30 protein-coding genes and 1 pseudogene are annotated in these 23832 nt (G+C 44.5%); 9 read left to right on the top strand and 22 right to left on the bottom strand.

Annotation, left to right across the window (positions count from 1 at the left end; all coding sequences use genetic code 11):
• Positions 1 to 24: 24 nt before the first annotated feature.
• From BC343_RS08070 to BC343_RS08055, 4 genes are read right to left on the bottom strand one after another with little or no spacing between them, the layout of a single operon-like run.
• On the bottom strand, positions 25 to 459 hold the full coding sequence (locus BC343_RS08070; protein ID WP_143822105.1) for a hypothetical protein: 435 nt from the start codon (positions 457 to 459) through the stop codon (positions 25 to 27).
• Positions 460 to 469: 10 nt separating this feature from the next.
• Positions 470 to 799, bottom strand: coding sequence for a gliding motility protein GldC (gene gldC, locus BC343_RS08065; protein ID WP_078347245.1), 330 nt, complete (start codon positions 797 to 799; stop codon positions 470 to 472).
• Between the two features lie 10 nt (positions 800 to 809).
• Positions 810 to 1121 (bottom strand): hypothetical protein, encoded by a 312-nt coding sequence (locus BC343_RS08060; protein WP_078347244.1) that lies wholly within the window; start codon positions 1119 to 1121, stop codon positions 810 to 812.
• Positions 1087 to 2445 (bottom strand): DEAD/DEAH box helicase, encoded by a 1359-nt coding sequence (locus BC343_RS08055; protein ID WP_078347243.1) that lies wholly within the window; start codon positions 2443 to 2445, stop codon positions 1087 to 1089. Before BC343_RS08055 ends, BC343_RS08060 begins: the two co-directional genes overlap by 35 nt.
• A 233-nt stretch (positions 2446 to 2678) precedes the next feature.
• On the opposite strand from BC343_RS08055, the gene BC343_RS08050 reads away from it, so the two are divergent.
• The 3 genes from BC343_RS08050 to BC343_RS08040 all read left to right on the top strand — a co-directional run bounded on the left by BC343_RS08050 (position 2679) and on the right by BC343_RS08040 (position 5568).
• Positions 2679 to 3317 carry a hypothetical protein gene (locus tag BC343_RS08050; protein WP_078347242.1) on the top strand — a complete coding sequence of 213 codons (639 nt, stop codon included), beginning with the start codon at positions 2679 to 2681 and terminating at the stop codon, positions 3315 to 3317.
• Between the two features lie 125 nt (positions 3318 to 3442).
• On the top strand, positions 3443 to 4777 hold the full coding sequence (locus BC343_RS08045) for a dihydroorotase (protein WP_078347241.1): 1335 nt from the start codon (positions 3443 to 3445) through the stop codon (positions 4775 to 4777).
• Between the two features lie 413 nt (positions 4778 to 5190).
• Entirely contained in the window at positions 5191 to 5568 is a 378-nt protein-coding gene (locus BC343_RS08040) for a VOC family protein (protein ID WP_078347283.1), read from the top strand.
• 134 nt (positions 5569 to 5702) lie between these two features.
• Here BC343_RS08040 and BC343_RS08035 read toward each other — a convergent pair whose 3' ends face one another.
• The 7 genes from BC343_RS08035 to BC343_RS08010 all read right to left on the bottom strand — a co-directional run bounded on the left by BC343_RS08035 (position 5703) and on the right by BC343_RS08010 (position 9272).
• Entirely contained in the window at positions 5703 to 6047 is a 345-nt protein-coding gene (locus tag BC343_RS08035) for a hypothetical protein (RefSeq protein WP_078347240.1), read from the bottom strand.
• Positions 6040 to 6519: a Panacea domain-containing protein gene (locus tag BC343_RS08030; protein WP_078347239.1), complete on the bottom strand. Its 480-nt coding sequence runs from the start codon at positions 6517 to 6519 to the stop codon at positions 6040 to 6042. Before BC343_RS08030 ends, BC343_RS08035 begins: the two co-directional genes overlap by 8 nt.
• 109 nt (positions 6520 to 6628) lie before the next feature.
• Positions 6629 to 6826: a hypothetical protein gene (locus BC343_RS08025; protein WP_078347238.1), complete on the bottom strand. Its 198-nt coding sequence runs from the start codon at positions 6824 to 6826 to the stop codon at positions 6629 to 6631.
• Positions 6827 to 6853: 27 nt separating this feature from the next.
• Positions 6854 to 7492 carry a hypothetical protein gene (locus BC343_RS08020; RefSeq protein WP_078347237.1) on the bottom strand — a complete coding sequence of 213 codons (639 nt, stop codon included), beginning with the start codon at positions 7490 to 7492 and terminating at the stop codon, positions 6854 to 6856.
• Positions 7493 to 7532: 40 nt separating this feature from the next.
• Positions 7533 to 8018 carry an SH3 domain-containing protein gene (locus tag BC343_RS08015; protein ID WP_078347236.1) on the bottom strand — a complete coding sequence of 162 codons (486 nt, stop codon included), beginning with the start codon at positions 8016 to 8018 and terminating at the stop codon, positions 7533 to 7535.
• Positions 8019 to 8197: 179 nt separating this feature from the next.
• Positions 8198 to 8338, bottom strand: a complete 141-nt coding sequence (locus BC343_RS30970; RefSeq protein ID WP_156088742.1) for a hypothetical protein — start codon at positions 8336 to 8338, stop codon at positions 8198 to 8200.
• A 10-nt stretch (positions 8339 to 8348) separates the two neighbouring features.
• Entirely contained in the window at positions 8349 to 9272 is a 924-nt protein-coding gene (locus BC343_RS08010; RefSeq protein ID WP_078347235.1) for an IS1595 family transposase, read from the bottom strand.
• Between the two features lie 103 nt (positions 9273 to 9375).
• On the opposite strand from BC343_RS08010, the gene BC343_RS08005 reads away from it, so the two are divergent.
• Positions 9376 to 9825 (top strand): hypothetical protein, encoded by a 450-nt coding sequence (locus BC343_RS08005; protein ID WP_078347234.1) that lies wholly within the window; start codon positions 9376 to 9378, stop codon positions 9823 to 9825.
• Positions 9826 to 9944: 119 nt separating this feature from the next.
• Complete coding sequence (locus BC343_RS08000) at positions 9945 to 10241, top strand: hypothetical protein (RefSeq protein WP_078347233.1); 297 nt, start codon at positions 9945 to 9947, stop codon at positions 10239 to 10241.
• Between the two features lie 233 nt (positions 10242 to 10474).
• On the opposite strand, the gene BC343_RS07995 is transcribed toward BC343_RS08000, so the two are convergent.
• The 5 genes from BC343_RS07995 to BC343_RS07975 form a co-directional block, all read right to left on the bottom strand.
• On the bottom strand, positions 10475 to 12631 hold the full coding sequence (locus BC343_RS07995; protein WP_078347232.1) for a c-type cytochrome domain-containing protein: 2157 nt from the start codon (positions 12629 to 12631) through the stop codon (positions 10475 to 10477).
• A 23-nt stretch (positions 12632 to 12654) separates the two neighbouring features.
• Entirely contained in the window at positions 12655 to 13680 is a 1026-nt protein-coding gene (locus tag BC343_RS07990) for an NHL repeat-containing protein (protein WP_078347231.1), read from the bottom strand.
• 105 nt (positions 13681 to 13785) lie between these two features.
• Positions 13786 to 15243: a DUF1501 domain-containing protein gene (locus BC343_RS07985; RefSeq protein WP_078347230.1), complete on the bottom strand. Its 1458-nt coding sequence runs from the start codon at positions 15241 to 15243 to the stop codon at positions 13786 to 13788.
• Position 15244: 1 nt separating this feature from the next.
• Positions 15245 to 17566: a PSD1 and planctomycete cytochrome C domain-containing protein gene (locus tag BC343_RS07980; protein ID WP_078347229.1), complete on the bottom strand. Its 2322-nt coding sequence runs from the start codon at positions 17564 to 17566 to the stop codon at positions 15245 to 15247.
• A 139-nt stretch (positions 17567 to 17705) separates the two neighbouring features.
• Positions 17706 to 18164, bottom strand: a complete 459-nt coding sequence (locus tag BC343_RS07975) for a GyrI-like domain-containing protein (protein ID WP_078347228.1) — start codon at positions 18162 to 18164, stop codon at positions 17706 to 17708.
• Between the two features lie 133 nt (positions 18165 to 18297).
• On the opposite strand from BC343_RS07975, the gene BC343_RS07970 reads away from it, so the two are divergent.
• On the top strand, positions 18298 to 18531 hold the full coding sequence (locus tag BC343_RS07970) for a hypothetical protein (protein ID WP_078347227.1): 234 nt from the start codon (positions 18298 to 18300) through the stop codon (positions 18529 to 18531).
• On the opposite strand, the gene BC343_RS30720 is transcribed toward BC343_RS07970, so the two are convergent.
• The gene (locus BC343_RS30720; protein ID WP_143822104.1) at positions 18512 to 18691 is read right to left on the bottom strand and encodes a hypothetical protein; all 180 of its coding nucleotides are present in this window, start codon (positions 18689 to 18691) and stop codon (positions 18512 to 18514) included. The genes BC343_RS07970 and BC343_RS30720 overlap by 20 nt on opposite strands.
• A gap of 230 nt (positions 18692 to 18921) precedes the next feature.
• Here BC343_RS30720 and BC343_RS07965 point away from each other — a divergent pair, with 230 nt between their 5' ends.
• Genes BC343_RS07965 through BC343_RS07955 form a run of 3 tightly spaced genes read left to right on the top strand, consistent with a single transcriptional unit; the run spans position 18922 to position 20240 of the window.
• Entirely contained in the window at positions 18922 to 19314 is a 393-nt protein-coding gene (locus BC343_RS07965; RefSeq protein ID WP_078347226.1) for a hypothetical protein, read from the top strand.
• The gene (locus BC343_RS07960; RefSeq protein ID WP_143822103.1) at positions 19311 to 19664 is read left to right on the top strand and encodes a hypothetical protein; all 354 of its coding nucleotides are present in this window, start codon (positions 19311 to 19313) and stop codon (positions 19662 to 19664) included. Before BC343_RS07965 ends, BC343_RS07960 begins: the two co-directional genes overlap by 4 nt.
• A gap of 21 nt (positions 19665 to 19685) precedes the next feature.
• Entirely contained in the window at positions 19686 to 20240 is a 555-nt protein-coding gene (locus tag BC343_RS07955) for a hypothetical protein (protein WP_078347224.1), read from the top strand.
• Positions 20241 to 20339: 99 nt separating this feature from the next.
• Here the strand turns inward: BC343_RS07955 and BC343_RS30965 are convergent, their stop codons facing one another.
• From BC343_RS30965 to BC343_RS31345, 5 genes and pseudogenes are all read right to left on the bottom strand, one after another.
• Positions 20340 to 20492, bottom strand: a complete 153-nt coding sequence (locus BC343_RS30965) for a hypothetical protein (RefSeq protein WP_156088741.1) — start codon at positions 20490 to 20492, stop codon at positions 20340 to 20342.
• A 55-nt stretch (positions 20493 to 20547) separates the two neighbouring features.
• Complete coding sequence (locus BC343_RS07950; protein ID WP_078347223.1) at positions 20548 to 21477, bottom strand: IS1595 family transposase; 930 nt, start codon at positions 21475 to 21477, stop codon at positions 20548 to 20550.
• Between the two features lie 588 nt (positions 21478 to 22065).
• Positions 22066 to 22506 (bottom strand): hypothetical protein, encoded by a 441-nt coding sequence (locus BC343_RS07945; protein ID WP_143822102.1) that lies wholly within the window; start codon positions 22504 to 22506, stop codon positions 22066 to 22068.
• A 71-nt stretch (positions 22507 to 22577) separates the two neighbouring features.
• Positions 22578 to 23009, bottom strand: a complete 432-nt coding sequence (locus tag BC343_RS07940) for an SRPBCC family protein (RefSeq protein WP_078347221.1) — start codon at positions 23007 to 23009, stop codon at positions 22578 to 22580.
• A gap of 4 nt (positions 23010 to 23013) precedes the next feature.
• Positions 23014 to 23466 (bottom strand): annotated as a pseudogene (locus BC343_RS31345) (EVE domain-containing protein).
• Between the last annotated feature and the right edge of the window lie 366 nt (positions 23467 to 23832).

The following is a 23832-nucleotide window of genomic DNA, read 5'->3' as shown; positions in this document are numbered from 1 at the left end:
CATTCTTAAACACATTTGGAGTAGTTAAACCGCAGTAGTAGTATCTTGCGGCGGTACAATAAGGCTTTTGCGCGATGACAGTGCACCTATTACCGCCAATACCGGCCCAACAAAAAGTGGGATCCATCCCCAGCGGAATTTTATTTTACTGGTTAGGTAAGCGGCAATGCCCTTAAAAGGTATAAAGCTGAAGCTGGTTTTCACCTTCAGGAAGGCGGCCAGTAACAACAAAGCAACCAACGCAAGCGAAACAAAGGCGGTTAAGCGCGCTACTTTTGTTTGATTGAAGAAAGTAGTTAATATACCAATAACGCCCACCAACAACAGCAAAAAGCCGAAAGGCTGGTTCATTTTATAAACGTTCATGGTAAGCAGGCCAAAGGCGCTTAGCATGGGGCAATAAGTTGCGGCAATAAGTATTATAAAGCCAATGAGTGATAAGAGTGAGGGCAGGCGCATGGGTATGTTGTTATTTTGTGATATCCATTTTATCGGCAAAGTGGGCGCAATAGTCCCGCAGATCTTCTATGATATTCTTCTCGCCGGTGGCACGTAAAAAGGTATCGCCCATGGTTTGCAGGGTTTCGTAGAAGAAACGCTTCATGTCGTCAACCGGCATGTCTTTGGTCCACAGGTCTATCTTCAGGGTGTTTTTATAACTATTGTCCCATAACGAAAGCATAAAGGCCTGCACGGGCAGGGCATCTTTGTTGGCAGAATCGGTAGATTCCCACATTATTTTTTCGGGTACGTTATTATCGTCGAGTTGTACGGTCAGCTTTATTTCAGCGGTCTTCATTAACAGAAATTTATTTTACAAGTAAAAATATTATAGCCACCAAAGTTATAAAGCTTAGTTCTACAATCCATAGCTTTTTGGTTTGGGTAAAGAAATTACGGAAAATTATATCCAAAAATGACACAACGATCCCGAACAACACAAAGATGAGTCCAATGGTGCCGCTCCAATGTTCGTAAGGGCTGCCCGTAATTTTAGCACCATTAATAAAGATATAGCCTGCCAGTATTAAGAAGCCGGCGGTAGCAAAATTCAAAGGGCTCACCCTGAATTTACGGGGCGCCTGGTTAGCGTTTACGGCCTGATCGTTTTGGTCCGCCATTTTTTGTAGCTTTTTTGTTTGATGGATGGTTAGGGTTCTTTTTGGCTTTGTTAGCCTCGAATTTTCGCACTTGCGATAACGACTTCTTCTCGTGGAAGGCTCCTTTAAAATCAGGGTCCTCTTTGCGCTTTTGCAGGTCTATCTCCTTAGCTTGCTCCTGGCGCTCGGCATACGGGGTTTCTTCTATAAATACGCCCTCGGGGATATCATGCACCGGGATGGTTTGCCTGATGAGCTTCTGAATTTTGTTGATATAATATTCTTCAGAAGGTATAGCGAACGTAATAGCCACGCCCGAGTTGAATGCCCTGCCTGTGCGGCCAATGCGGTGTACATAATCTTCAATCACCACGGGCACATCAAAGTTTATCACGTGGCTCACATCGCTTACATCTATACCGCGCGAAGCCACATCAGTAGCCACCAGTATTTTCACCTCATCATTTTTGAACGAGTTGATAGAGTTGATACGTGTGTTTTGTCCTTTGTTGGCATGCAGCACCTTCACCCCTTCCTCGCCATATTTGCGCTCCAAAAACTTGTAAACATCTTCGGCAGCGGCGCGGGTTTTACAGAATACGATAAGCTTCTTAATATCATCATCCCTATCCAGCAAAACCTTCAGCAGGTTTATTTTGGTTTTGATGTTGGGCACATGGTACAATTGCTGATCAACCGTTTCGGCGGTGGTGGCCTGTGGCGTAACCTCTATCACGGTAGGGAACTCCAGGAAGTTAGCCGAAAGCTGGTGCACTTTATCAGACATAGTGGCCGAGAACAACAGGTTTTGTCTTTTAACAGGTACCACCTCTAAAATGCGGTTCACTTGCGGCATAAATCCCATATCCATCATCTTGTCGGCCTCGTCCAACACCAGCACCTGTAGGGTTTTGGTAACAATGTGCCCGGCAAGGTAGATATCCAGAAAGCGGCCCGGAGTGGCAACGATAATATCAACCCCTTTGTTTATTTGCTCTATCTGCGTTTTGGGGCCAAGGCCACCATAAAGTACTACTACACGCAGGTCGGTATTTACCGCAAAGGTTTTAATGTTCTCTTCTATCTGCATCGCCAGCTCGCGCGTTGGCGATACAATGAGCGCACGCGGGTTTTCGCCCTGAGCATATTTCAGCTTCATGAGCAGGGGCAATACGTAGGCAGCGGTTTTGCCTGTGCCGGTTTGTGCAATGCCCATTACATCCTGCCCGTTCAATATTGGCGGCATAGCCTTTTGCTGTATCGGCGTAGGCTCGGTGTAGCCGGCATCGGCAATGGCATTCAATATCTGCCTGTTAAATTTAAATTCTTCGAAGGGTTGGCCCATGGCGGCAAAGATACAGATTTTGCGCGAAGCGCAATTTCTCAGTCCGGAAGACGGAAAGTCCGGGAAGTCCGAAAGACGAAAGCTTAATGACACAACAATGCCTTCTTCTTCCGGACTTCACCGACTTTCGGACTTACCGGACTCCTCTCTGTAACATTCTACGGCTTTTTTCCGTCATTCTGACTTCACTGACTTTCGGACTTACCGGACTAATATTTTATCTTCGCAAGCACATGAAAAAACATCTACTTACTCTTCTAACAGTTCTATTTATTGGCGGCGCGGCATCCGCCCAAATTGGCAAAGGCGGCAAATACGTTGGGGGTAGCCTGTACCTCAACTATGACGAGGCTGGCTATTCGCAAACCGTTAGCTATGCGCTCGGCGTTACGCAGTATTACAATACCGGCATCCTCACACTAAACCTTAACCCCGAGTTCGGTTTCTTTTTGGGTAAGAAATGGACCATTGGCATACAACCGGGCTATTCGCGGGTATCCGGTACCGAAACCAATAATTACTACTCGGCCAGTGCTCCCGCAACCAACTACAGCACAGTGCGTAAATACCATACCGATATTATTGGTCTCGGCATTTACACCCGCTATTACTGGATGCTGAGCGATAAATTCGGTATTTACCCGCAAATGGGCATCAGCAGCAACCATGTGCTCAACAACTTTACAGTAGGTTCGCTCAACGTAGGCGGCGGGCCAAACGTGGTTTTCTTCCCTACCCAAAAACTGGGCATCAACATGGGCTTCGGTTACTTCAACTACAATTACAACTACCAAACTAACGGCGCTACGGTTAACCTGAATTTGAACAGCAATTTTAGTTTTGGGCTGAATTATTATTGGGGAAGCCGTTAGAGTCAAGACTTTTAGAATCAGGAATCAAGACAGAAGCAGAAGTATGTTCGTTATGCATTGGCCTCTACTCTTGATTCTTGGCTCTTAATTCTTGATTCTAATACACAAGCAACTATCTTTGCCCTATGCCCACTATCCTCATTAAATCCGCTATAATAGTTAACGAAGGCACACAAACCGTTGCCGATGTACTTGTAAAAGATGGTTACATCGAACGCATTGATGCATCCATAAACGCCACTGCCGACAGGGAAATTAACGCCGAAGGGCTTTACCTTTTCCCGGGCGCTATTGACGACCAGGTGCATTTCCGCGAGCCTGGGTTGACGCATAAGGGGAATATCTATACCGAATCGCGCGCGGCTGTGGCAGGTGGTATCACCTCTTTTATGGAGATGCCCAACACGGTTCCCAATACGCTTACCCGCGAATTGCTGGAGGATAAATACGCCATAGCGGCGCAGAACTCCCCTGCCAACTACTCGTTCTACATGGGTGCCAGTAACGATAACCTGGAAGAGGTTTTGCGTACCGATACCAAAAACGTATGCGGCATCAAAGTGTTCATGGGCTCATCAACAGGCAATATGCTGGTGGATAACCCTACCACACTGGAGAATTTGTTCGCCAACTCGCCTATGCTGATAGCAACGCATTGCGAGGATGAGGCAACTATTAAAAGCAATTTAGCACATTACAAGCAACTGCTTGGCGAGAACATCCCGATAGGATTGCACCCCAAAATACGCAGTGCCGAGGCTTGCTACCTGTCATCGAGCATGGCGGTAGAATTGGCAAAGAAGCACAACACCCGCCTGCATATTTTGCATATATCAACCGAGAAAGAAACGCATTTATTCCGGAACGATATCCCGCTGGAAGAGAAGCGAATAACCGCCGAGGCCTGCATACACCATTTATGGTTTACCGATGCCGATTATGAAACCAAAGGCAACCTTATCAAATGGAACCCTGCCGTTAAAACCGAAGCCGACCGCGACGGTATTTTAGCTGCCGTGCTTGATGGCCGCATAGACGTAATCGCAACCGATCATGCGCCGCACACCAGCGAGGAGAAAGCCCAGGCCTACCTGCAAGCCCCAAGCGGTGGCCCATTGGTGCAGCACGCTTTGGTAGCCATGCTGGAACTACACAAACAAGGCAAGATCACTTTAGAGCAGATAGCCGAAAAAATGGCGCACAACGTTGCCCGCTGTTTCCAGATAGAAAAACGTGGCTATATCCGCGAAGGCTACTGGGCCGACCTGGTACTGGTCGACCTGAATAAACCATGGAACGTACAGAAGGATAATATTTTATACAAGTGCGGCTGGTCGCCATTTGAGGGGCAGGCTTTTGATGCAAGCGTTACTCATACCATTGTATCGGGTAACGTGGCTTACGAAGGTGGTAAGGTTGCCGATGGTATCTTCGGGCAGCGCATGAGTTTTTTGCGATAAGCTTTAAGGGGCTTGACAGCATCCGTGTGCCGCAGGGTCCTTTTGCAAAGAGACCCTGCGGAGACGTTATTGGGCAATAAGGGTTAACATAACTTAACACATTTCAAAAATAATTCTACACAAATACCTACATATCAAATATTTATCAAAACATGTTACAACATGTTTTGACGCTGATTTATCAGCATTATATTATTAAAATGGAACGAGTTGTTCCGCCAATTGACCAGTTCCTTCCCGTAAACGTTTTGCATAGTAGCCTCAAGCTTCTGCCCGGGATGCATAAATGCAGCTTGCCAGGGAAAAACAGCATTTACGGTAAACGGTTGAGCTTTGTGCGGTAGTTATTGAAAGTATACTTTGCTTTAGGAGAATTTGATTATTTTGGAGGCAATTTAAAACCTCAAATACTCATGAAAAAAGTAACAGGCATCGGCGGCATATTTTTTAAAAGCAAAGATAAAGCTGCATTGAACGAATGGTATGCCAAAAACCTGGGCCTGCCGGTATCTAACTACGGCACGGTGTTCAACTGGCGCGATGCCGACAACCCCGACAAGGAAGCGAGCACCGTATGGAGCCCCTTCGCTGAAGACACCAAGTACTTCGAGCCATCCACAAAAGATTTCATGATCAACTACCGGGTGGAAAACCTGGAAGCCTTAGTAGAAGAACTAAAAGCCGAAGGCGTTACCATCACTGACGAAATTAAAACCTACGATTACGGCAAATTCGTCCACATCCTCGATCCGGAAGGGAACGCTATTGAGCTTTGGGAGCCGATAGATTAGGTTTGGATTAATATTCAACATCATCTCAAAAGCATATTCACGAATGCATTGTAGCTAAAGTTCCCCTCTTGAGAGGGTAACTATATACAACTTGGGACAAAGTCAGGAATAAAAAAGCCACCCAAACAGGTGGCTTACTTAGGATTGAATAAGTATTTAGAAACTAAAATAAATAATCCAATAACATTTGCGCTACTGGTTGTTAGTATAGCTATTAAAACCGAATCGGTAAAATACAGGCTACCATTACCAGATGCAACGATTATTATTACAACAGAAAAAAGCCACATACACATTAACACAAAAATCTTATGAGCATAAGATTTTCTTTCCTTTCTGTCTTGCTTTCTACTTTTTAATTTCTCTGATTCTAATGTTCTTTTTTGATTGTTATCAACAAACACCCCCTCAATACCCACCGTATCTTCTGGCACGTCGGTATTGAAATCTAATTGATTTGGATTTACCGGGTCACTCATTCGGGAATAAAAAATTTCTGAAATATTGTCTTATAGACTCTTTTTTAATTGGAATTGACATGTCTTTTGGATTATAAACTTCCGCCCACGGTGAGCCGTGTTTATGAGTCCATGCAGATAGGTCTGATGCAGATAAGTGGGCTGTGGCTTTCCATGTGTAATCCAATGCCTCTATCGCATCCTTATCCAATACAGAGTCATTAAAACCAAAACAATAAACAGACTCTACTTGGTCGAATGAAGAAATTGGCTCGCGCCCGTATCTTTTATAGTCATTGTATATGGCAGGGATAACAGGTCCAAATTTCCATGCTTGAACCTCTTCATTTATGAGCGGCTCGTTTCTTTTTGCTAAATTGTAACCATGCGCAAAATAGACCAATTTTTGTAATTTCATTTGGGTCATGGGGTTGCCCTCATCTATGCCCTTTTGAACAAACGCGGCGGCTATGGTGATTGCAGAATATGGCATGTTAATACTGTTTAAAAACTAAATTTATTAGCAAATATACTGCTTTTTAAATATTAGAAATACAATTTAGTATGGTTATTACAATTATAACAAATAGTAACATTATATGTTATTCTTGCACAAAATAAATGTACTTGTGGGTGTTGATTACGTTCTCCTTTATTTCGGACGGCAGTTCTTTAGTAAATATCAGTTCGTCACCTTTCAGTTTAAAGAAGCTACGCAACGGCTCATGGTTGAGTTTAATGCGCAAATACCCGCTTAATCGGTCAATGCTGTTCATGAATGCTATATAATCTGTTCGCATACACTAATTTACGATATATTTCGTATATTAGAAAATCCATACATGTTTAGAATGTAAATATGTATAAAGGCCGCCGATAGCGGTTGCTATTCCTATTAACCAATAAATAATTTGAAGTATGTGGGTTTTGTTTTTTTCTTTATTATTCGTGTTGTTTGGAGTGCTTGGAAGATTTATATTTAGGTCGGAGCCGTGAACGCTGCCGCCTATATTGTGCCCTATTCGAATAGATGGCATATGTTGTTCATTCAAAAATTCATACCTTGACTTTCCACTATTAACAAATAAACGACCCTTGCTTGTTAGTTTTGTAGTTAATGAGTTGCTGCCCCTGGTTATAAATCCATCGTCTATTAATTCGTTATATGCTGAACGAAATAAATCACCAGTATAATACAACTGCTTTTCTCTTTCGCTTAATTCAGAGATGATTTGATAAACCCAGTCCTCTTTATAAATGGGAACTGGGTTTATATATGCAGAGTTTCTTATAAAAGCATACCCTTCATTTGTAATGCTTTGATAAGTATCGTTTTTGGGATGCATTAAACCATTAGCACTCATCCATTCAAATAAGTACTGTTCTTCTGGAGTGCTAATTTTTGTAAGGTTTAAATGTTTGTTTTTTAATACCGATAAGATATCCTCTTGTGATGGTTGGCTCATAATAAATTAATATGATACCAATATAACACTTTGTGGGATTTTAATCCTGTATAGCTGTCAATTTACCGTTTTCAAAATAGTAGTATTTTGTTTTCTCTCCCTCTTTCTGATATACCCATTGCTGATGGATATAATCCTTGGTGTAGGTGGAATTAATATCGGTTGGGCGGCCGGCAAGCCGTACCATGTCATCGGTGGTTATTCCCAATTTTATGAACGTCGGCTTTTCTACTTTAACAACGTGGTGGCGTTTATCCCAATCATCTTTAGCGGCTACTATATCGGGCGTGGCAGGGAAAAACAGTTCACTTACATAGGCTTGTTTAGATTTATAATTTAGTATCCAATAGCCCTCAAAAAAACCCAATACGTTGACCGTATCGCCTTTGTTTATCTCTCCCAATACATTGCCTATGGGTTCGGGCTTATCTTTAACTTTTGCTGTTTCGGTAACGAGGTGTCTAACACCCTGCGCAGACGCGCCAAGGCATACGAATGCCAGTAACAAGGTTAGGATTGTTTTCATTTTGTGGTATTTTAAGGGTTAAAAAATATGGCGTAACCGAATATCTTTCGCACCCTAAGGGATACCACTCCCCATGCTCGCAAATAGACACAGCTACGCCATTTCGGACGTACATGGCCTTTATTGCGAGCATCGCTAATTGTGGTATTTTAAGGATGCAATAAAGTAACAGTACAGTATTATTTAGTCTCTTTTTTAGGTAATTGTGTGTGAACAGCTATATTAATCATCTGTTCCAACGTACCCTCAAATTTAACTTTCTCGTCGTATTTTTCCGCTCGCTTTTTAGGCGGCTTTTTTTCAGGCTCTTTTTTATCCATTGTCTCAAAGTTACTTAATTAAATTTGCATAAGTCAAGCGCACGCCGTTAACATTTTTTACAGCATCTTCAAATCGTACAACATCTTTTGCTTTACGGGTGTTGTATTTGTAGCCGAACTCATGGCAATAGCGGTGTAAGTGTTTAGGGCTTACGTTGTGGTAAATTCCGATAATACCACGTTTTAGTTGGCTCCAAAAGCCCTCTATAGTGTTGGTGTGTATGCCGTTTTCGCGAACGTATTCGCCAGCGTCGTGGCGTACAACCTCGTGTGTATAAACTTTATCAAGGCCTTTGTATGCACCAAAGCCATCGGTATAAACGGTTGCACCCGCTTCAACATTTGCATAGATAAACGGTTTAATGGTTTCACCATTTGCAATAGGGCTAACTACAGTTACTACCCTACCATCCCGTTGCAGCATAGCAACTACTGGCACTTTGTTAACCGAACCTGTACCTTTTGCATTATCTAATTCACGTTTTTTAGCGTGTTTATTACGTGTTTTACCACCTACGTATGTTTCATCAACCTCAACAGTTCCAGTTAATTTTTCGGTGTTGCGGATATTCAGCATTTCACGAATACGGTGTAAAATGAACCATGCAGTTTTTTGAGTAATGTTTAAGTCGCGGCTTAATTGCAATGACGAAATACCTTTTTTATGGGCGGTGCATAGATACATAGCAGCGAACCAAAGGCGTAAAGAGATTTTGGTATTCTCGAATATAGTACCAGTAGTTACAGTAAACTTTTTATAGCACTCTTTAGCCTTGCATTTGTAGCCCCTGTTGGTGATATATGCACCAACATTACCGCAATGTGGGCAAGCTGGCTCATCGTTCCAACGGCTTTTAGCAAGGTACGCAATGCAAGTGCTTTCTTCTTTGAAGTAGTCTAACACTTGAATAAGGCTTTTAAATTGAGTTGTCATTGCTGTATCGTTTTAACACTACAAATATAATATTAATAACAATATGGGACAAATAAATTTGAAAATAATTATGCATATTGTGGGACTGAAAAACTAAACCGATATGACGCAAGATGAGTATAGGGGTATTTTTATATCTGAATTCGCCACCCTCGAAAAAGCTATAGAATATTATTTGGCTGATTACTTCATGGGGAGCCCTGCTAAAAATTATGAAATGATAGAGGTGATAATTGAGCGATTATCGTTTGATGCTAAAAGGACCGCATTAAAAACGATACTCGATAAACGAATGGATTCCACGGGGTTTAAGCCAACTGGAACCAAGAAATATCCAAGCGGTAAAATAGTCGAAGAGATTAGAAAATTGCAGGTTATACGGAACGCTTTTGCGCATTATCATTTGGCAGATAAGCGCGAGAATTTCGCTATTAGATTAGTTAACTTTAGGGATAAAGCAGAAGTTATGGAGTATACCATCGACCAGTTCAATAAGGAGATATCTAAAATAAAGCACTACACAAGCGGAATACTTAGAAACAATTTGCAATAGTCGAATTAAACACCTCTCTCGCTACTTTTTTCCGTTGTACACCGTACTAATTTCGGTCAACGAGAGGGTTAACTCCAATACAAAAATACTAATTACCAATAACTTAAACAAGTATCATCATGGAACTTAAAGAATTTATATCAAAAACACTTTCCGAAATAACTATAGGAATCAGAGAGGGCAGTGACGAAATCAAAAAGGATAACTGGTCTTATATATCTGAACAAGGAATAGTAGTTGATTTCGATATTAATGTTTCCTATGATGATACAAATACAACTGGCGCTGGTGGTAAACTTAGCGTGGCCAATGTATTTAATGTAGGGTTAAATAAAGACCAAAAAACTACAAATAGCAATGCTAATAGAATCAAATTTTCAATTGGCGTTTACATTAATAAAACTAAAGCTAAATAACTTTTGTCCCAGCTGCTATATAGTTACCCTTGAGAGGGGGTGCGAAGGTATCGTGCGGCTGCAGGGGTGTGTTAGCGAACTTGCAAATCCGCTTTGCATCGTCTCCAAACACACCCCTAACCCCTCTCAAGAGGGGAACCAAAGCTAACCAGGCTCAGCCTCCCCCCTTAGAGATGGGATGTGTTGGCAGGGTGTGTTAAGCCGTATTTTAAAGCAACGCAGGACGCTACTCACTAATTGATAAACACCTCATCCACAAATACCCAGCCCGGTTTACCTTTAGAAGGGTGCCATTCGGGTACTGATTTAATGGGTTTGGCTACCAGTTTAATGCAGGATACGGTTTCGGCTGTTTTAAGTTTAATAGTTAAGGGCACCAACCCGAACGGATCTTCCTTATGCGGAGTGGCTGTTTTAACGGTACCCAATAACTTCAGGTGCGCTGCATCTGCCCCGCCCCAAACTTCCATGCCATCAGCCAAAAATATCTGTGAGCCTATATTCCGCATGGTGTTGGCCTCCAGCGAATGCATCTCTATAGGTTTGTTGAACCACATCATTACCGCCAGGTCCTTTTGCGAACCCAGCCATTTGCCGTTGCCAAAGCTCGTTCCGCCCAGCTCTTTATCGATGAGGGTTTTGGCACCGTCGGCTTTGTACTTATCATCTGGTCTTGTAATAAACAGTACGCTATCAGGCGTGTAACGGCATTTATATAAATTGAACTGCACCGTATCGCTGCTTAGCCAACCGGTTTTAAATGCCCGTGCCTTTACAACTGTGCTTTGTGTAATTACTGCTCCGGGCTTATAAAATGTTGATTTGAGGCTATCAGGCCCTGTACCATCGGTGGTGTATCGGATATCGGTGCCTTTTATCGGGTTTGTTAACTCCAGCGGGTAGGTATCAGCAAATATTACGGCTTTGTTCTTCAGCTGCGGGTTGGTGAGTTTTACGGGCTTGCCATCATCCTTAAAGCCGGTCAATACCTTTAGTTGCTTATTACCCGCTTGCAGGGCTTTCAGGTCGGCAGGTTGCAGGCCGGTATCCCAAAGGGCAAGCTCGGTAAGGCTCTTGATGGTTGCTATTTGCTTAACATCTTCCGGCTTCAGCTTCACTCCTGCTAACGATAGCGAGCGTAGGTATTTCAACCCGCTTAACTCTTTGATTCCTTTGCCGGTAACATCACTGAAGTTAAGCACCAGTTTGCGCAGGTTTGGCAGTTTGGCTACGGCTTTCAGGTCGGCATCTTTTACGGGCATTTTATTCAGGTCCAGCGATACTACTTGTTTGCTTACCGGGCTTAGCTCCTCCAGCGCTTTTACGTTGTATGTACTTTTGTTGTAGATATTCACCCCAAGTGCTGGCGATTCGCTGGCCAACGGGTAAACTACGCGATAGTTGTTGTTCAGTTTTTGAATATCGCTTTCGTTCGCTGCCGAGAAATCGTATTGCTCCTCAGTACTTTCGGCAGGCTTCAGGAAAGATGCCGCGACGATACGCAGCGAATCTGTAGCGGGCAGGTCTATCACCTTCTTTTTGAAACCGGCGTTGTTCTTCACCCAAAAATAAAGCAGCATTTGCTCTTCTTCGGTGAGTTGGGGTTTGCCTACCGGAGGCATGTGCTTTTTATCGCCCTCGGGCAGGTGAATGCGCTGCAGCAACAGGCTTATCTTAGGGTTACCGGCAACGAATAGTTTTCCTTTTTTTCCGCCCTTCAGTATCGACTCCTCGTCGGTCAGTTTCAATCCCCCCTTGGTTTTATCAGCATTATGGCAGCTCTGGCACTTGGCCTCGAAGATGGGTGCTATCACATCCCGGTATACCAGTGCCTCGTTCATGGTTACTTGCTTTTTGCTGTTATCCATCACGGGGCCAAAAACAAAATCGTCGCCATGGGTAATGTTACCGCCGAAGTGCCCCGCCATAATGAGGCAGAAAATAGTGACCAAAGCGCCCGTTTTGGCAATAGTTGTCGTATACCGTTCCCGATTGCGGATAAGGTAAACGCCATAGCCGACAAAAGCTACACCCACACCGAACCATTTATGCCATTGCAGGTTGCTACCCTCGTAACCCTGCTCACGCGATAGCAGCAGCCCCATAATAACAGTTATGGATGAGAACAGCGCGCCCAGCACCAGCAAATAATCGGTAAAGGCCTGGTAAAGCCGCTCGTTAGCAAATTCGGCCCGGAAACGGAAGAACTCCATCAGCATGGCCAGCATCAGTATCACAATTGGGAAATGCAGCACCAGAGGGTGCATGCGCCCAACAGGCTGCAGCCATTGCGGCACGGCGAGTGCATCGCCGGCCAGCAGTAAAACCAAAATGAAAATATTGAGGGCAAATAGTGCCCCATCGGCAAAACCTTTATGGCTGCTCTTCATATATGCTGCGTGGTGCTAAAAGATTAGGCCCTTGTAAATTTGTAAGGATATACCTTGCCCGATGCCCACTGCGCCACGTACAGGTTCTCGTCGTTATCTACATATACATCGTGCGGATTCAGGAATATCTTTTCGGCTTGAGCCATGGGTTGCAATACACCATCGGTATAAACGGGTTCGGTACCACCGAGGTTAGATACCACTTTGTTATTCTTATCAAGGATGGTGGTAAAACCCGAGTTCTCTTTGCCCAGATCCGGTGAGCGCAGTACAGCAGCATACAAATGGTCGCCTTTTATAACGGGTCGGCACACGCAGGCACCGGGCAGTTTAATGATCTCCTGCAGCTTGCCATCCATACTAAAGCGCTTAAAGCAATTGCGGGTACGATCAGTTATCAGCAGAGTTGGTGCGCCGTAACGGCGATCGATCACGATACCGTGGGCGTTATCCAAATGCTCATCGCCCTCGCCTTTGCCGCCGAAAAAGCCTTTCAGCTTACCATCCTTATCGTAATGGGTAATGTATTGCGCACCGTAACCGTCGGCAATGTAAATATCGCCGTTGCTGTCTATAGCCGTTTCGGTAGGCACAAACTCTTCTGCTTTTTTGTAAACGCCGGTTTCCAGCGGTACGTCAATAGTCATCAGCAGTTTACCATCAAGTGTGGTTTTGTATACCTGGTGCTTTACGGTATCGGTAATGAAAAGGTATTCAGTACCGTTCTCGTTAAACAAGGTTAAGCCATGCGCCCCCGGGAAATCGTGACCCCAGGTGCTCAGCAACTTACCCGACTTGTTAAAGATCATCACATTGTTCTTCGTCTCATTGGTCAGCAACAAAATACGCCCCTTGCTATCCTGCACCATCTCGTGGCAATCGTTCACGGGGTTCTTCAGCGGGTCGGCTTTAGCCCACTGTTTATCCAGTTTATAGCGCATATTGCCATGCCCGTAAACGGGGCCGTCATTTTTTGCGAACATATTTTTTGTGATGATAAGGCCGGCTGATAGCACGGCGGTACGTTTTATAAATTCTTTTCTCTCCATTGACACGATTTAAGGATTATATGATTTTACAGGATTTTTATTGGCAACATCTTTTTTCAAGTCTCCCCCTTCAGGGGAGATTTAGAGGGGCTCGAGGTTATGCACCTACGTTATTATCCCCTTCACCACATTGCCTGCCACATCGGTAAGCCTATACCTGCGACCCTGGCTCTTGAAAGTGAGCTTGGTATGGTCGATGCCTAACTGGTTGAGGATGGTGGCGTGGAAATCGTGTACGTGCACGGGGTCTTTTACCACGTTGTAACCAAACTCGTCAGATTCGCCGTAGACTATGCCCGGTTTTATGCCGCCGCCTGCCATCCATATGCTGAAGCAGCGCGGGTGATGGTCGCGGCCGTAATTGGCGGCTTCCAGTTTGCCCTGGCTGTAGTTGGTACGGCCAAACTCTCCGCCCCATATCACTAAGGTTTCATCCAGCAGGCCGCGTTGTTTAAGGTCGGTTACCAATGCTGCTGATGCCTGGTCAACATCCTTGGCTTGACCGGCCATTTCCTGCGGCAGGTTACTATGCTGATCCCAGCCCTGGTGGTATAGTTGTATGAATCGCACGCCGTTTTCTGATAGCTTGCGCGCCAGTAAACAGTTGGCCGCGTAGGTGCCGGGAATAAGGCATTCGGGGCCATACATTTTTACGATATCGTCCGATTCTTTTGATACATCCATTATCTCGGGCACCGCGGTTTGCATGCGGTAGGCCATCTCGTATTGCTGTATCTTGGTGTTTATTTCAGGGTCGCCAAACTCTTTGTAGCTGATATCGTTCAGCGCGGCCAAGTTGTCCAGCATTTTGCGGCGCTCGTGCCTGTTCAATCCTTCAGGGTCGTTCAGGTACAAAATAGGGTCCTCGCCACTGCTGAACTGCACGCCCTGGTGAATAGAATCAAGAAAGCCGTTACTCCAAAGCTTAGAATACACCCCCTGGCCGTTGCCTTTGCCTTTGGATAGCAGCACGGTGAAGGCAGGCAAGTTTTTATTCTCGCTGCCGAGCCCATAGCTCACCCAGGAGCCCATACTGGGGCGGTTGCCTTGCTGGGCACCGGTTTGAAAGAAAGTAAGCGCAGGGTCATGATTTATGGCATCTGTGTTCATGGTGCGAATGATGCATATATCATCCGCTATTTTACCAATGTGCGGGAACAGGTCGCTTATCCAGGCGCGCGATTCGCCGTATTGCTTAAAATCGTAAAACGAACCTACCAGCGGGAATGATGCCTGCTTGGCCGTCATGCCGGTTAATATCTGGTTGCCGCGTACCGAAGGTGGTAACTCCTGCCCCATCATTTCGCGCAGCTTAGGCTTGTAATCAAACGACTCTAACTGCGATGGTGCCCCATCCTGGAAAAGGTATATCACCCGTTTGGCCTTTGGTGCAAAGTTGGGTATGCCGGGTATAAAATCGGCTTCGCTCTCGCTACCCTTGCCACTAAACAGATCGGGGATAAGCAAGGAGCCTAATGCCGCGCTGCCAATGCCCAAACTAAGCCTCGAAAGAAACCTGCGCCGGTTTATATTCAACCGATTCTCTAAATATTCCTTTTCCATATCAGGTTTTTGTTATCGCTTCTTCTAAATTGTATATCGCATCAACCACTTTCATCATAGCGGCCAGTTTCACCTTATCGGCATTCGGTGGTATGGGGTACTCGCCCACCTTAAGCAATTTGGCAGCATCCGCCTTGGTCATGGTTTTTAACTCGTCGTTATAGTAGGCCGTTAATATCGCCAGTTCTTTTTCCTGCGGATGGCGGCACATGATCAACCTGAATGCTTTGGTGAGTTTATCGTTCGCGTTGCTGTTATCCTGCAAAAGTTTTGCGGCCAATACGCGGGCGCCTTCCAGCACGGTTGGGTCGTTCAGCATTACTAATGCCTGTAGCGGCGTATTGGTGCGCAGGCGCTTCACCTCGCACTGGTCGCGGTTGCTGGCATCGAAAATAGCCATTGATGCCGGCGGCACAGTACGTTTGATTAACGTGTACATACCGCGACGGTACAAATCGGGACCGTGCACTTGTTTGTAGTTTGCCAATTGCCCCCTGCCCGATGTGGCGGCTTCCCAAAGGCCCGGCGGCTGGTAAGGGTTTACGCTTGGCCCGCCTATTTTAGGGTTCAGCAAGCCGCTGCTGGCCAGCACCAGGTCGCGAACGAACTCGGCAGGCAGACGGTTACGCGGGCCACGCGCCAGGTAAATATTATCAGGGTCGTTCTTTAGTTTATCAGGAGTTACTGCTGCCGACTGACGGTAAGTGGCCGACATTACAATTTGTTTCACCAGGCGCTTCATATCCCAGCCGTGGTTCATAAAGTCAACGGCCAGCCAGTCAAGCAGTTCGGGATGAGTGGGCAGGTCGCCCTGCATACCAAAATCGCCCGAGCTTTTCACAATGCCCTTGCCGAAAAACTCCTGCCAGGTTTGGTTCACAAAAACGCGGGCGGTAAGCGGGTTCTTTTTGTTGAACAACCACTCGGACAAGCCCAGCCTGTTTTTAGGATAGTTAGCGGTAAACGGCAAGATCGACTTAGGTGTGCCCATGCTCACCTCTTCGCCGTGCGAATCATAATTGCCACGGTTAAGCACATAGGTTTTGCGCACATACTCGCTATCTGCCATTATAGATACGATGAGTTTATCGGTATCCTGTTTGTTGATGAATTTCAGCACGTTCTTGGCCTCATCATTGCTTATCTGCATCATGGGGCGTTTGGCGTAAGTTTCGGGGCCGCCAACTACCGATTGCAGGCCCGCTTCCTTCACGCTATTGAAGAAGGCGAGCACTTGGTAGTATTCTTTCTGCGATAGAGGGTCGTACTTATGGTCGTGGCAATGGGCGCATTCCAATGTCATGCCCAGCAGGGCCTTGCCGAAGGTATTGGTGCGGTCGGTTACGTAGCTAACGCGGTACTCTTCGTCTATCACGCCACCTTCTTCGGTAATTTTATGGTTACGGTTAAAGGCCGTTGCCAGCAATTGTTCTTTGGTGCCGTTGGGTATTTGGTCGCCGGCGAGTTGCCAGGTGATGAATTTATCGTAGGGCAGGTTTTCATTATAGGCATGTATCACCCAATCGCGCCAGGGCCACTGGCTGCGGTAGTTATCATCCTGGTAACCGTGCGAATCGGCATAGCGCGAAACATCCAGCCAATGCAAGGCCATCTTTTCGCCATACTGAGGGGCAGCCATTAGTTTATCCACTGCTTTCTCATATGCATTGGGGCTTTTGTCGGCCATAAAGTCGTCCATCATTTTGAGCGAAGGCGGCAAGCCGGTAAGATCCAGTGAAAGGCGTTTCAGCAGGCGCTCTTTATCCGCTTCGGCATTGGGTTCAAAACCCTTCTGCTCCATTTTTTGCAGTACGAAGTTGTCGATCGCATTCTTTGGCCATTCGGCATTATCCACCTTGGGCACGGCTACTACGCGGGGTGCAACAAAAGCCCAATGCTTTTCGTATTTGGCACCCTGCTTTATCCAGGCCTTCACCAGGTCCACTTCAAAAGGGGAAAGTTTTTTTAGATTAGATGATACCGGCGGCATTTGCTCGGCGGTATCTTTTGTAGCAATGCGGCGGTACACCTCCGACAGGTCCGGGTCGCCGGGGACGAGGGCATGGGCAGTAGGGTTATCCTGCAGGGCGGCAAAGGCCATCTCGGGGATATCTAAACGCAACCCTGCTTCGCGATGAGCGGCATCCGGGCCATGGCATTTAAAGCACTTATCCGACAGGATGGGGCGGATGTTAAAATTGTAACTGATGGTATCGGGCATCCGCTCCTCGGCCGTTTGCTGCCCCGCCGAATTACAGGCATGCAGGGTATACAAAACGCAACCGGCCATCAACAGCCAAACGAGGTACAACTTCCGGAACATAGATCAACAAAAAAGGGTTTACAGCGGGTTCGCTTTTTCAAATGTAGTTAAAGCAAAACATTATTCAATGCGAAAAAATGTAAAAATGTATATACATAATTCGTAATTAAAATTTTATCCCGGAAAGTATGAACGCCCTCTAAACCGCAACAAAAATTTGCGGCATGCACGGTCCCTCAGTTTCTGGTTGGGCGGGATAAACTTCAAAGTCGGCGGTGTATCTCCGCGCGTTTTCATTGGTCCAAATATGTTGCCACGCGGCTATCACTCCAGCCGGCATTTCGCCTTCAGTTTGGTACTGGTGGAAACTGCCGCCCGGCACTTCTACACCTCCAAAACCATCATGCAAATTTTCTATCGACTCAACCTTGCAACCCAGGGTAGTGGTGTAGTGTCCGGTGTAATCCGATTCATAATTTGAGTAAACGCAATAAACATCATCGCTGAGTTTACCCGGAATATTAGCAGCAACATTATCCTGAAAAAAACGCTGCCATAACTCCCCGATATCCTTATCGGCATGGCCGGGTTTGTTTATAGTACGAACAGTAATGCCTGCTACTAAAAAGGTATCGATTTGGGTTGTTTTATGGTCCATTTTGCTGTATAACGATGGTAATTATATACAATCCTAACCCTCTTTATTTATCTGTATTATAACAAAAAGTTATAGGTTGCCTGTTGTTTGTTTTTTTATGTAATTTGCTGCCTACATCACTAACATCACAATTATGCCTAACAAAATCCAAAACAATTTCAAATCATTAATGAATGATTTTTCTACCGACACAGGTATGTCTGCTATTGACAATATGGGGCTTTACATTCAGTATTTTAATGCTCGAATGAGTGATAAGATAATGCAGTATAATGCTATTTTAATCCATGAGTTAATCAACAAGCTGGATAGGCTACCAGATGAAATTGGTTCATCTGTATTTAATGCTATGAAGGGTGTGAGGTAGGATAAGGCGCAACAGCCAACCTTTCTGTTTCATGTATAGCAGCACTTAACACTTCTTTGGCTTCTAAAACAGATAGCCCTGCTACTGCTTTTTTAACCCTATCCAATATTATCAATTGTGGCTCATTAAGCCGTCCTGTATAGAAGTTATCTTCGTCCATTTTAATTTCTTTTTTGTTATACGAATCTTATGACTTAGTTTTATGCTGTTTAAAGTATTGTACTAATAATCGGAGTGCTGCCCAAATTCTCACAACATCAGCAACACGCAAACCGAGGTATGAGTGCGCCAGCAATGGCGTGGCTGTATCTTTTTGCGTGTAGGCCGTGAGAAGCCTGGGTAGCTAAAGATTTTTCAGTCACGCTATTTTTTTATCCAAATTCTCACACAATGAACAAAAATCTAAACCTCATCGGGCTTATAGCCCTGTGCCTGCTATTCTGTACAGGCTGCAAAAAATCAAAAGTTGACCCCACATTAGCAACCGAATTTAGGGTCGAAGTAAAGGGTTTCACAGATGCCACCAAATTCTACATTGAGGTTCGTAATCAAAAGAGCGAACAACTTTTAAAGGTAGACGGGCAATCGGGTAACACTACATACAAAGCTTCTCCTGTAACTCATGGCGACGTGATACGTGTCATTTACCGCACCAATATATCAAGCAGCACAAATGGAGATGGCGTTGGTACAGTAACGTTTTACTACAATGGTGAAAGCCGTGGCTCAATGGGTGGCTTTATAAGCTCAGAGCAAAAAGTGACAGATATAAAGCTGCCATGATAATGTATTACCTAACGCCACTGATTTATTTGGTGGTGCTGTGGTTTTTTTACAAGGTATCAAAATCAATAGCTATTGCCATATTTGTGGACATGGATAATCAAAGGAATGCCCTGTTTGTTAAAATTGAATTATTTGGTGGTTTTGCTGCCGCCTGTGCCATTATCTCATTCGTTTACTATTCTTATATCGATGGCGAAAACGGACCCGATATGAACCACGTTTACAGGGCATTCATGTTGCTTTATATTTCGTGTATAGTTGGTATATTACATGGCATTAAAAAATCTCACACGCTAACCAGTGAAGAAAAACGGGGGTATCAAGAGGGCGGCGGTAGCAGGTACTAAAACATCACAATCATCTCACAAATGGATAATGATTTATTGTTCATAGTTCTTAAAAAGTGCTATGAAAAGGGAATAGGTGACAGCGTCAACGTTTCCCATGAGTTTAAAGCGTTTCTCAGAAAAGACAACATGTTGGACACAATGCCTGTAAATTGGAGAGAAATGCCAAATATATTTTTAGGCGAATTAAAGGAGCTGGGATATATCCATTACTATACTATTTGGGAGGTGGGAAATGAAATTGTCGAACCTCCCAATAACTGGTTTGATGTAATGACCGTTTTCGCTTCAATAAAGCCATCGGGGCTTTTGTTCTATAATTCGTGGAATCAAGCCAAAATTCAAGAAAAAGCAAATAGGATTAGCTTTTGGAATGTTTGGTTGACTCTTGGGTTGGCTGTTGTAACATTTTGCTTAGCCCTACCCAAAACTATTTCCGAATCTCTAAGTATATTTGTAAGTAAAAAAACAACAACTCCAATCCACCAACAAGAGCAAAAACAGAAAGAGGAAAAAACACCAAAAACAAAAGGAAATCCACCATCATTACGTGTGGACTCGACTCGTAAACCTTAGCCATTTTGGCAATGTAACGCACTAACCACATAGCTGTAAAATTAAAAACGCCACTATCCAGTTAAGGTAGTGGCGTTCGTGTGAATATTAAACTGTTAATTATTTCGCAGGTACGTGTGGTGTTGGCTTCTTTAGCAATTTATCTATTGCTGCATCAAACCTACTATCCCCGCTTGTTTGTTTCTGTTGAGTAGCCGGCACAGGATTTTGCACTGGTGCGCAGGCAAGCTCTTTTTTATCTGTATGCTTCATGACTGTGAGATTATGTGATGTCTAATAGCGAAGTTACAGTATTTGTGCCAAAAAACTATGCTGCTATCAAATCTTTGTATTTGAGCCTGCATTTCATGTTCTTGATAACATTATCTAATTGCGACTGTGAACTTAGCCCTCTGTAGTTATACCTGAATGCAAATTCATTTACATAGCCCTGCAGGTGCTTTGGCGTAGTCTTGTGGTATGTAGAGCAGATACCTTTCTTAAACTGGCTCCACGCGCCCTCTATGGTGTTCGTATGAACGTCACCGTCTACGTAGTGCCCTCTGCCATGGTCAACGCATTGCACGTTGTATATGCGCTCTAATGACCTGTATCCTGTAAAGCCATCACCCATTAAGTCTGAACCACCTTTAACGTGCTTATAAACCGTTTTCTTTAGGGTGAGCATCAATACATCAGGCACAACAAATGCCTTGAATTTACCGCCTCTTTGCAGCATACCCAACACTGGTGTTTTATCCCTCCATCCTCTGCCTGGATTATGCTTCAACCGCTTACGCTTGTGTTTAAAGCGCGCTTTGCCACCAACGAACGTTTCGTCTATCTCTACAACGCCTTCTAATTGCTCATGCTCCTCATTGCCTAATGCAAGGCGTAAACGATGGAGTACAAACCATGCACTCTTTTGAGTGATGCCAACGTCTTTAGCCAATTGAATACTACTAACGCCTTTCTTATGGAGGAACAAATAGATAGCTACAAACCATTTCATGGTAGATATATTGCTTGCCTCCATGAACGTGCCTGTTTTGGCTGTGAATTGCTTTTTACACTCGCAGCACTTGTAACGTATGCCATCTTTGAATACGTACGCACGTTCAGAGCTACAGCCCTCATGGGGGCAAGATATAACGCCATCACTCCAACGGCGCGAGGCTAAATACTCATGGCATGCTTTCTCATTTGGAAAGCGCGTGACTACATCAATGATGGTTTTAAATTCTGTATTGTTTAGCATGGGGGTAGAAGTATTACTGGGTAAACAATTTGCTAATTAAAGTTACTCAATTATTAGGTTATACTCTGCATTTTTCAATCGGGCTTGTAACCGCCTTTGGCTGCATTATACCTAACAACAGGTAGTACAATATTTGCGGCTCAACCGTGCAATATTCTTGTACATCTATCAATCGATCCCGCTATTTGCGTTCACCATGGGACAGCTTTACCATGTGCCTGTAGTTTTTGGTATCACCACACAACCTTTCTGCCACGTATGACAGGAGTAACGTTAATCATTTGTGATTAAGACGAGCATCGCTCGTTTCGGCTATTAAAGCCTCATCAGTTAATCTTTTAAAGAAAGTTCTTTAGGGAGTTTTTGGCGGGTTGCGATAGTATATAATTACCATAACGATTTTTTATAATGCCTATTTAAAATATTTATTTACAATTATTTACATGTATTATATAAATAAAAAGTTTAATTTATTGGGATTGTAACCACCTATTAGTTGTTATCAAGCTTTATCCTGTATAACATTTTATTATAATGACCCATAAATAATTTATAATCAAATATTTAATAAACTTATCTAAGCTACATTCAGGCTAAAGCTTTAGACGCAAGTATACGCTGGGTTTTACGCCATTTGGGTGGCGGATAGGCCATTACACCTTGCTGAATAGAGGGGTATTTTACCTTGCTTAAACGCCCTTCGGCAAGCAGCATTTCGTGCACAATATCCCAATCGGGCGGGGTATTTTCTTGCTGTTGCCAATGCGCATAGGCGGCCTCGTCGCACCAATGAGGCAGGTTACGCATGGCTTTTTTGTGGGGCTCGCCACTGCGGAAAGCTTTCATATCTGCCTCCGAATGCCATACCGTTGCCGTCCAAAAGGTAAGGTTTTTATCCAGCAATTCCATGCCCCCGGCAAAGCCATTTACGGTTTTTATGTAGCGCACAATGCCCCCGTTCGCCAGCAAAAACGCCGGCAAAAACCTGATGCTGCGAACCCGTAAACGTGTTACCGAAACAAAATACATGCTTTAAATATAGCATGTACCGGCAGTAAAAAATGCAAGGCGGTAATAAATATTTTTGCCCCTGCCCTACCCTATTGCGGCTCTTCCAGCAGCTTCTTTAAGCCGCCAAAAATAGCCTGCCAGTTACTTTCCGAATGCTCCTTGGATGCCTGGTCTTTCACATTCTCCTGTGTAATATAAAGGGTGGTAACGCCGTCTTTTTCGCTCAATTTGTAGCTTACTATTTGGTAATTTTCGGGCTTATCTTCCAAGCCACTCATGCTGCTCCAGTAGCTGTACTTCACATATTCGCCGGGCGTTATTTCCTGTATAGTGCCTTTGTCCTGGTAGGTTTTACCCTCCCATTCGCCGCTCCAGGTAATGGGGCTACCCTCCATCCAGGCACTCTCCTGCATAGTACCGAAGAAGTATTTCTTCACCACATCAGGGTCGGTTAGGCCTTGCCACACGGCGGCTTTCGGGGCGTTAAAAGTAATTTGGGTTTCTAATTTTAAGTTTTCCATTGGTTTATATGCTGGTTGTTTTTGTTGGTCTATCTTTTATCATTTCAGCTTCGATCAGTTTATAATCCTCCTCGCCTATCTCAAATAAGCCGAAGCGGAATTTATACCCCCATTGCTTTTTATTTTCTATAAAGCTTAGCTTATCTATCAACGGGGCAATAGGTGCATCCTCAGTTTTATAAAACTCCACATTGCGGCGGTACGGCGTAAACCCTTCGTTCATTTTATGCTGGTAAATTTCATCATCGCTCACCCTGCCTATTGTGGTAAAAGCCTGCTATGCCTCACCGCCCTCGTACTTGTCTTTGGGCGAATAAAATACCACACCATCGCCCTTTTGTAACCTTTTCAACGGGCCGGGTTTGCCATGGTTGGCCTGCATAAAACCACCGGCCACGCCACGGGCCACGTGGTCTTTAGCGGCCACTACTATCCAGTATCGGGTTGCTGATGCCATATAAAATTAACGCGTGTTAGGGTAATTCGTTTTTGTTTTTTGGCAAAGAAAGGTAGGGTGAGTGACAAGGGTATGTCAGGAGCGCTTTAGAGAATAGAGATTTGTTGAATGGAGAATAGTTGCCGTAAGCTATCATTTTCGCAACTGCGAAATCAAAGGAGCACTTATTTTCTGAGGTTTAAGGAATGGGCAGAACCTGTTTTTTGAGAGTACCGTCTGCGAGTTGACTCACCCGGCCTTCGCTATCGCTGGGCCACCCTCTCTACTTCGTAAAGAGGATTTAAAAATTGCAGCTCACCCTCTCTTCCGCAGGAAGTGAGGGTCGAACAGCGGAGCGCGTTCGGGGTGAGTAAATAGTGAACTTAG

The organism is Mucilaginibacter pedocola (assembly GCF_002013915.1).
In the GTDB taxonomy this organism is placed as follows: Bacteria; Bacteroidota; Bacteroidia; order Sphingobacteriales; family Sphingobacteriaceae; genus Mucilaginibacter; species Mucilaginibacter pedocola.
Note: the sequence above shows the minus strand (reverse complement) of the source record. Positions and strands in the feature narration are given on the sequence as shown.